This window comes from Paenibacillus sp. N119s, from assembly GCF_059447605.1.
The window spans coordinates 1-7,360 of record NZ_JCAJRU010000238.1 but is presented as its reverse complement, the minus strand read 5'-3'; the positions used below and the strand labels follow the sequence as shown (position 1 = coordinate 7,360).

Annotated in this window: 7 protein-coding genes; 5 read left to right on the top strand and 2 right to left on the bottom strand. The window is 46.0% G+C overall.

Annotated features, from left to right (window positions below; translation table 11 throughout):
• On the bottom strand, positions 1-831 hold an 831-nt coding region (locus tag AC5V8P_RS21215; protein WP_495473835.1), incomplete at its 3' end, for an NAD(P)/FAD-dependent oxidoreductase.
• A 236-nt stretch (positions 832-1,067) separates the two neighbouring features.
• On the opposite strand from AC5V8P_RS21215, the gene AC5V8P_RS21210 reads away from it, so the two are divergent.
• A complete protein-coding gene (locus tag AC5V8P_RS21210) occupies positions 1,068-2,258 on the top strand; it encodes an NAD(P)/FAD-dependent oxidoreductase (protein WP_063209507.1) in 1,191 nt (396 codons plus the stop codon).
• A 117-nt stretch (positions 2,259-2,375) separates the two neighbouring features.
• Here AC5V8P_RS21210 and hemQ read toward each other — a convergent pair whose 3' ends face one another.
• Positions 2,376-3,155: a hydrogen peroxide-dependent heme synthase gene (hemQ, locus tag AC5V8P_RS21205; protein ID WP_013372883.1), complete on the bottom strand. Its 780-nt coding sequence runs from the start codon at positions 3,153-3,155 to the stop codon at positions 2,376-2,378.
• Between the two features lie 344 nt (positions 3,156-3,499).
• Between hemQ and AC5V8P_RS21200 the strand changes: the two genes are divergently transcribed.
• The 4 genes from AC5V8P_RS21200 to AC5V8P_RS21185 all read left to right on the top strand — a co-directional run.
• Positions 3,500-5,014: a replication initiation and membrane attachment family protein gene (locus AC5V8P_RS21200; RefSeq protein ID WP_064798045.1), complete on the top strand. Its 1,515-nt coding sequence runs from the start codon at positions 3,500-3,502 to the stop codon at positions 5,012-5,014.
• Positions 5,015-5,281: 267 nt separating this feature from the next.
• The gene (gene dnaI, locus AC5V8P_RS21195; protein WP_063209503.1) at positions 5,282-6,229 is read left to right on the top strand and encodes a primosomal protein DnaI; all 948 of its coding nucleotides are present in this window, start codon (positions 5,282-5,284) and stop codon (positions 6,227-6,229) included.
• Between the two features lie 125 nt (positions 6,230-6,354).
• Positions 6,355-6,672 (top strand): thioredoxin, encoded by a 318-nt coding sequence (gene trxA, locus AC5V8P_RS21190; protein ID WP_010347861.1) that lies wholly within the window; start codon positions 6,355-6,357, stop codon positions 6,670-6,672.
• 165 nt (positions 6,673-6,837) lie between these two features.
• The coding region (locus tag AC5V8P_RS21185; protein ID WP_495473834.1) for a GIY-YIG nuclease family protein at positions 6,838-7,360 on the top strand (523 nt) is incomplete at its 3' end.

Below are 7,360 nucleotides of genomic sequence, written 5' to 3'. Positions count from 1 at the left end.
CTGACGAGAATCGACCACGATGGAGTTATTTTCGATCTCAATTCCCCATTCAGCAATCGGACCAAGTGTGGATACAAATCCAAAGTTAACGATGACATCGTCCACTTCAATTTCCTGAGTTTCTTTGGTTTTTACATGAGCAAGAGTGACCTTTGTAATCGTGTCTTCTCCATGTAATTCTGTAATTTCCGTTGGTGTAATCACGTTTACTTTGGAAGCGAGGAGGTTTTCGACACTGTGTTCATGCGCGCGGAATTTGTCACGGCGGTGAATCAATGTAACCTGTTCTGCAATCGGTTCCAGCATAAGGGCCCAGTCTACAGCAGAGTCACCGCCACCACTGATTAGCACTCTCCGGCCTGCAAATTTGCTCAGGTCGCTAACAAAGTAATGCAGGTTTGTTTTTTCGAAACGTTCCGCACCTGGAAGCTCCAGTCTGCGCGGCTCGAAAGCACCCACGCCAGCGGTAATAATAACCGCCTTACCATGATACTCGCCACCTTTATCTGTTTTTACGATGAAGTGGCGTTCTTCCTTCTTCTCTAACGAAACGACTTTCTCTTCTAGCTGCACCTCTGGATTAAAGTGGTTCATTTGTTGAACCAGATTGTTCACCAGTTCTTGTGCAGTCACTTTAGGAAAGCCCGCAACGTCATAAATATATTTTTCAGGATAAAGGGCTGCAAGCTGGCCGCCCAGTTGGGGCATACTTTCAATTAAGGTGACGGATGCCTGACGCATTCCTCCGTAAAAAGCGGCGAAAATACCGGCTGGACCGCCTCCAATAATGATCAGATCGCGGATCTCCGCACCTGTGGATTGAGCTGTCACTCTAAAAACACCTCCGAAAGGGATAGTATGAATTGTAGATATTGAATCAGCCGCATAGAGGTTCAGATAGCCGCCGAACGTATGATTCACTGCTTATCATTATAAACTGCTGGGTTCTTCTTGCAAAGTTAAAGCGATTAAAATTTGATGAAGACTTTCTGGTGAGTATAAGTTAACCGTGTTGAGAGAAAAGCTGTGAATATTGTATGATTATGGATATTGGAAGGGGTAGACGCATGAGCAGTATTCCCAAAATTGTCATTGTGGGCGCCGGATATGGAGGTATCTTGACGGCTCAGCAATTGCAAAAGGAGCTCAAGCACAATGAGGCAACTGTCACGCTAATCAACCGTCATGATTACCACTATATTACGACTCATCTTCACATGCCCGCGGCAGGCACGGACACGATTGAGCATTCGAGGATTCCAATTGCGGAGCTAATCGATGAGTTCAAGGTGGATCTAGTCAAAGGAACAGTTAAGGAAATCATACCAAAGGAGAGAAAGATTGTGCTGGAGGATGGCTCGCTATCCTACGATTATTTGGTCATCGGATTAGGCGGGGAGCCGGAGACATTCGGTATTCCGGGGATGGATCAATTCGCGCTGACGATTCGCAGTATTAACTCTGTGCGCTTGATTCGTGAGCATATTGAATACCAACTGGCCCTGTATAAAAATGACGGTAAGCCAGGTCGCCTAAATTTCGTCGTAGGGGGCGCTGGTTTTAGTGGTATTGAATTTGTAGCGGAGTTGGCGGATCGGCTGCCACAGCTGGCTAAAGCTTACGACATCGATTTTAACCGAATTCAAATTATTAACGTCGAGGCAGCTCCTACAGCGTTACCAGGGTTTGATCCTGAACTGGTGGAGTATGCGATGGATGTCCTCAAGCGTAAAGGAGTTAACTTCCGTATCGGAGTACCTGTTAAGGAATGCTTGCAGGATGGTGTAGTTGTCGGTGAGGGTGAAAAGATTGAAGCCTGTACGGTCGTTTGGACGGGCGGGATACGGGGCAACAGTTTGATCGAGAAAGCCGGATTTGAAGTGATGCGTGGAAGGGTGAAAATCGACGATTTTCTGCGTGCACCGGGTCACGATGATATCTTCATTATCGGAGACAGTTCTCTGATGTTTAATCCCGAAGGACGCCCTTATCCACCGACTGCCCAAATTGCTATGCAGCAAGGAGTGCTTTGTGCCAAGAATCTGGCCGCTACGCTCCGCAACAAGGAGTTGCACAAGTTCGTATTCTCCAACAAGGGCACAGTTGCCTCACTTGGGAAAGGCGAAGCCGTGGCTGTAGTGGGTAAACGCAAAATCAAAGGTTGGGTGGCTGCACAATTGAAAAAAATTGTGGATCTCCGCTACCTGTTCATCATTGGCGGCATTCCACTGGTACTGAAAAAAGGGCGGTTTTTCTAATCTCAGGCAAGTAGTCAAGATACACCAAAAAGTAATAAGAGCAGAAAAAAAGGTTTCCACGACTCTTGCAGAGCCGGGAGACCTTTTTGTTTTGCTTTTCTTTTCTATTATTGGGCCTTACAGCTTCAGCATGTCTTCAAATGTTTCTTCGTTCAACACGCTGCCGACATAGAAGGAGCCGAATTCACCGTAGCGGGCACTCACTTCATCAAAACGCATTTCGTAAATTAGCTTCTTGAATTGAAGTGCGTCGTCGGAGAATAATGTTACGCCCCATTCCCAATCGTCAAAGCCGATGGAGCCTGAAATGATTTGTTTTACTTTGCCAGCATAGCTGCGTCCAATTAAACCATGGCTGCGCATCAGGGTACGACGCTCGTCCATCGAAAGCATGTACCAGTTGTCGTCCAGATCACGTTTCTTGTTCATTGGATAGAAACAAATATAACGAGCCTTGTTTAATACAGGCTTCAGGCGTGCGACAATTTGTGGATTTTGCATTGGATCTTCTTCCTTGCTCAAATAATTACTCAGTTCTACCACACTTACATAAGAATAAGTTTTGGTCGTATATTTGGCGAAGGTTGTTTTGTTAAATTCATTTTCCAATTTATTAAGGTCTTCCAGCGTTTCACGCAGGTGCAGCATAACAAAATCAGCCTTTTGTCCGACTATAGTATAGACGGCCGAGCTGCCCAGACCTGCTTCCTCGGTCACGCTCCATTCCTTCATAAACTCTTGAAGCTCGTCCAGTGCTCCTGCGCGCTCTTCATCGTCTGCGGTTTTCCATGCCGTCCAGTTGATGGACCGGAAATCGTGAAGTGCATACCAGCCTTCCAATGTGGAAGTTACTTCGTTGGGTGTTGCTGGGGTTTGTTGAGGTTGATGTTGATTCACGATCTACACTCCTTTACGATCTGTAAATGTAATCGGCTTAGCCGAAATATGTGTACTTCTGTATATCGTTCCTGCATCCAATACGTGATGTTTAACCATTATATTGTAGCTCAATTTGGAGCTTTTCACCAATGAAAGAAGTGTGAAGAATATTATTTTTCCATGATGCAGGTCACAAAAATCATAAAATAGTTAGTATTCTCGAAAAAAGAAGAACTCGGACGAATACGGCTGCCAAAAAGGAGGACAATTGCCCTTATTTTGTTGGTCCCACCCGAGGGCAAGTATGATAGAATAGAAAAACATCTTGGAGAACGTTATGTCAGGAAAGGAAGAATGTCGGAATGCGGATGAAAAACCTGCTGCACTATACTGAGAACCACCGCTACTGCGTTTATCGGGAATTTGGCTTGAGCGCGTTGGATGAATTGATGCTGGGAAGTGTCTATCAGCCGATGGTAGGCGCATTTGCGGTCAGTCTATATCGACTGTTGTTCCAGCATGTGCCAGTCGGACAGATTGGTTATTCGCCGTTGGAACAACAGCGTCGACTTTTTCTGACACTGGGACTTGAGCCAAGTGAGAAGGGACGCAAGTATTTGATTGAGCAGACCTCCAAGCTGGAGGCTGTCGGTCTGTTGCAGACGTCCAGGCTGTATGCACCCGAAACGGACGATTATATGTATGAATATGAGATGCAGCCGCCGCTCGCACCTGCTGAATTTTTCAGAACGCAGCACCTCACCCTTTTGTTGAGAGACAAAATCGGTAAGTTTGCAGTGCTTTCTCTGAGAGAATCGTTATGGAGCAGGGAATCTAGCGAATGGTCGCAATCTTCCTATAATAAAGAGAATATTTCGGTTCCGTTTTATGAGCTGTTTGAACTGAACACCCATGTTATCGATTATGAGCTGGAACAGGCGCTGTCCGAGGTGTCCACAAGCCGCCAGACTGGAGCATTAGCGTCCGAATCGGAGGAAGCATTGAATTATGCCGATATTATTCTTCGTTTTCCGCGTGAATCTGCCAATCGCAAGCATGTGGAGCGTCTTCGGTTTGAACACGAGCAATTAGGTATGGTCAATTACGTGGTCCGCAAATTTGACCTCTCTGTACAGGATATCAGCCGCTTGCTGGATGAGGACGGCATTTTTACCGAAGCAGGCGACTTGCTGCTCGACGAGCTTCAGCTTCGGGCTAGCCAGCACTCCAGGCAGGAACGGAAGCGTCAGGAGGAGCAGCAGGTGCAGGCCGCCAAGGTGGTTGCTCTGCGCCAGAGGGAAACTTCCATACCTGAAGAACCACCTGCAGAGCAGGCTGTGGAGATGGAGTTTTATGTAGAGGTCCCACCACAGTTTACGGCCAAGTGTGACATTCACCAATATAATATGATGCTGCGCAACGAGCCTTATCGCCGTTTGTTGCAAACCTTTTTCCCCGGCACGGTTCCCGGTAACCTGCTGGATATATTCGAGAAGATTGATATCAGCTATAAGCTGCCTGGTGAAGTCATCAATGTGCTGATCCATTATTTAATGTCACTGCTCGTATCGGGGAGCGATCAGCGGATTAACCGCAACTTTGTCGAGGCTGTTGCCTCCAACATGCTGCTAAAGCAGGTAAACACTTACGAAAAAGCCGTTCAATATATAAGGGATCAAGCCAAGGTAAAAGGAAAACAGTCTACTGCTGCTTCCGGGGGCCGATCCCGCACGTATGCCAAAAATAATAGCCCTGCCAAGCCATCTATTCCGATCGTACAAGATCAGCCTTCCGAGGAAACCGTATCCGAGGAAGAGCTGGATGAACTGCTTCGCCTGGCCGAACGAATGCAATCCGGTAAACAAAAAAAGGTATAGTGGATAGCTTTATGTTAAATCTACTTAACTTTATAAAATTATTAAGCGAAGCCAATTCAAATATGTGTCGACTTATGGCGGTCGGCAGCGAAGCGGGCAGAATTGTTCTGTAGAAGCGAAGCGTTTGCCTTTATCCCCGGATTTTAACCTTTAAATTTTTATTTCAATAGGAAAAATCCGGGGATAACAGCAATCGGAAGAACAATCTGCACGCGAAGCGTCTCTCCCGCTCCATAACTCTGCACATTTTAGAAAGGAGGAGTGTCCTTGGAATCACTCGGTGATTTGCTTCAGCAGATGCAGAACCCTTCGTTTCGCCAACGCACTCGCAGTGTAGCCGATCAGGTTCTAAATGATCCGCTGGTGAAGGAATTTTGCGCTGCACACCCTGATGTGGACGAAACGCAATTGCGACTTAATATGAGCATGCTCTTTCAGTATACCCGGGATCGTCGAAATTGCGACAATTGTCCGGGGCTGGAACGGTGTCCTAACGATTTTCAGGGTCACTTTTGCAAGCTGGGCGTGGAGTACCCCAATGGAACAGCGGAAATTGTGGACATTCGGACTCCGTGTGCCAAGCTGGTTTCTTCCCAGCATGAACAACGGGTGCGTCAGCGAATTAAAAGCTTTTATGTGGATGAGCGTGCGCTGTTGGAAGGCTATAATGCCGTTGAAATTGCGCGCAAGGATTTGCAGCGAGTACCTGCAGTTAATCAAGTATTCCGCTATATTGAAGAAACTAAAAGCCAGGGCTTATTAAAAAAAGGGCTATACCTGGAAGGTACGTTTGGTACGGGTAAAACCTTTTTGATGGGCTATCTGCTACACGAGTTAGCTCTATCGGGTTTTAACGGTGTGATTGTGTACATGCCTGATTTTGTGGAGGACTTAAAGTCCATGATTCAGGATGGGCAGAAGCTTAAGGAAACGACCGAAATGCTTAAAAATTGTGATCTGCTCGTATTTGACGATATAGGTGCTGAAAATTTGAGTCCATGGGTACGGGATCATGTAATGGGCTCCATTTTAAATTACCGAATGAACCGCAAACCGACCTTCTATACTTCCAACTACTCACTGCAAGGGCTAGAGAAGCATCTTAGCTTTACAAGCAAAGACGGAGAGGAAATGTACAAGGGACAACGCTTGATGGACCGGATTCGTCCTTTTGTAGATGTCATTACCGTTAAGGGGAAAAATCAGCGAGGTTAAGCGTTCATTCATCTGCTCTTTTGATATCTTACAATTAAAAAACTATTGTGATATAATTAAAAGGTGTCGAATCAGACATTACAGGTTATAATAATCTTGACTTTTCTATAAAGGAGGAATATACAATGGCAATTGTTAACGTGTCCGATCAATCCTTCAACGCAGAAGTCGAAGGCACAGGAACCGTTTTGGTTGATTTTTGGGCGCCATGGTGCGGTCCTTGCAAAATGATCGCTCCAATTCTGGAGGATCTGTCCACAGAAGTTGGCGATAGTGTCAAAATCGCAAAGGTGAATGTGGATGAAAATCCAGAGTCTGCTTCCCGTTTCGGCGTAATGAGTATTCCTACCCTGATCGTCTTCAAAGACGGACAGCCTGTTGATAAAGTGGTAGGTTTGAACTCCAAAGAAGCATTGAAAAGCATGCTTACCAAACACCAATAATCATGGAATGTAACCCATGCTCCTATGGGGGCTTGGTGGAGCGCCATGAACAGTTAATGCCTCCGGTTATATATACCGGGGGCGTTTTTGTGCATTATTCCTATATAATCTAATTAGTGATGGAGCAGTTATTAAGAATTAAGAATGGAAGGAGGAACCGGGCGAATGAAACCCTATGCGGAGGACTTGCAGAACCAGGAGAAGGCGCTGGAGAATATACGGCACAAATTAGCATTGCTGCCGGATGCATCAGGCTGTTACCTGATGAAGAACAGCGAAGGCACCATCATTTATGTCGGCAAGGCCAAAGTGTTGAAAAACCGGGTCCGTTCCTATTTTACAGGTAGCCATAATGGCAAGACGCAGCGACTAGTTGCCGATATTCGTGATTTTGAATATATCGTTACAGGCAGCAATATGGAGGCGCTCATTCTGGAGTGCAACCTTATTAAAAAGCACCAACCACGTTATAACGTGCTGTTGAAGGATGATAAAACTTTTCCGTACTTGAAAATTACGAACGAGACACACCCCAAGCTGGAGGTAACCCGTCGCGTTCTGAAAGATAAAGCGAAATATTTTGGACCCTACCCCAATTCATATGCGGCACATCAGACGAAAAAGCTGCTGGATCGTATGTACCCGTTACGCAAGTGTGGTGTAATGCCAAAAGAGGTGTGTCTGTATT

Coding starts and splice junctions, on each gene's coding strand:
- AC5V8P_RS21200 (WP_064798045.1), top strand. CDS start 3,500: ATGCGGATGAAAAACCTGCTGCACTATACTGAGAACCACCGCTACTGC.
- trxA (WP_010347861.1), top strand. CDS start 6,355: ATGGCAATTGTTAACGTGTCCGATCAATCCTTCAACGCAGAAGTCGAA.
- AC5V8P_RS21210 (WP_063209507.1), top strand. CDS start 1,068: ATGAGCAGTATTCCCAAAATTGTCATTGTGGGCGCCGGATATGGAGGT.